The 1,057-nt window shown below is 56.0% G+C and carries 1 pseudogene; it reads left to right on the forward strand.

Annotation, left to right across the window (positions count from 1 at the left end):
- Window positions 1-1,045: pseudogene (locus tag HX884_RS26605) on the forward strand (IS3 family transposase); the annotation flags it as partial.
- Window positions 1,046-1,057 lie beyond the last annotated feature (12 nt).

Here is a 1,057-nt window from a genome sequence, read left to right on the forward strand (position 1 = left end):
AGGAAGGCAGCCTCACCGCCGTTGCGGCTGGAGAGGAAGTCGTTCCTGCTTCTGAGCTTACTGCTGCTCTGAAGCAGGTCCGGGAGCTTCAGCGCCTTCTGGGCAAGAAGACGATGGAAGTTGAGATCCTGAAAGAAGCCGTGGAGTACGGTCAGTCGCGAAAATGGATAGCGCACGCGCCCTTGTTGCCAAAGGACGGGGAATAGCCATGGTCTGCCGGACCATGGGCGTGTCGCGTGCGCAACTGTCACTGCGGATTAACCGTTCTGCCGACTGGCAGGACAGGCGCTGTAACCGGCGTAATGAAGAAGCAGACGCAGAAATACTGTCGGCTATCCTCAACATTATCAGCGATATGCCGAGTTATGGTTATCGACGCGTGTGGGGCATCCTGCGCAAGCAACGTCGCACAGAGGGACAGCCACCTGTGAATGCCAAACGGCTTTACAGGATAATGCGTGAGCATAACCTGTTGTTGTTGCATCACAAACCAGAGCGACCGAAGCGTGAACATAAGGGCAAGATAGCGGTGGCAGAAAGCGATATGCGCTGGTGTTCAGATGGCTTCGAGTTCGGCTGCGACAACGGCGAAAAACTGCGGGTAACGTTCGCGCTGGACTGCTGCGACCGTGAGGCCATAGACTGGGCAGCAAGCACGGGAGGCTATGACAGTTCGACCGTGCAGGATGTGATGCTGAGGTCGGTGGAAAAGCGCTTCGGCGACAGGTTGCCCGACACAGCGGTGCAGTGGCTGACGGATAACGGTTCAGCGTATACCGCGTATGAAACGCGGAGGTTCGCGAGAGAGCTGAATCTGGAGCCCTGCACAACAGCGGTGAGCAGCCCGCAGAGTAATGGCATGGCCGAACGGTTCGTGAAAACGATGAAAGAAGACTATATCGCGTTCATGCCAAAACCGGATGTGAGAACAGCACTGCGAAACCTTGCAGTAGCGTTCACGCATTACAATGAAAACCACCCGCACAGCGCGCTGGGATATCACTCCCCGAGGGAATACCGGCGGCAGCGGACATCGTTAACTTAAGATACAAAAGCT

Origin of the sequence: Enterobacter sp. SECR19-1250 (assembly GCF_013391025.1) — a bacterium.
Taxonomy (GTDB): Bacteria; Pseudomonadota; Gammaproteobacteria; order Enterobacterales; family Enterobacteriaceae; genus Enterobacter; species Enterobacter cloacae.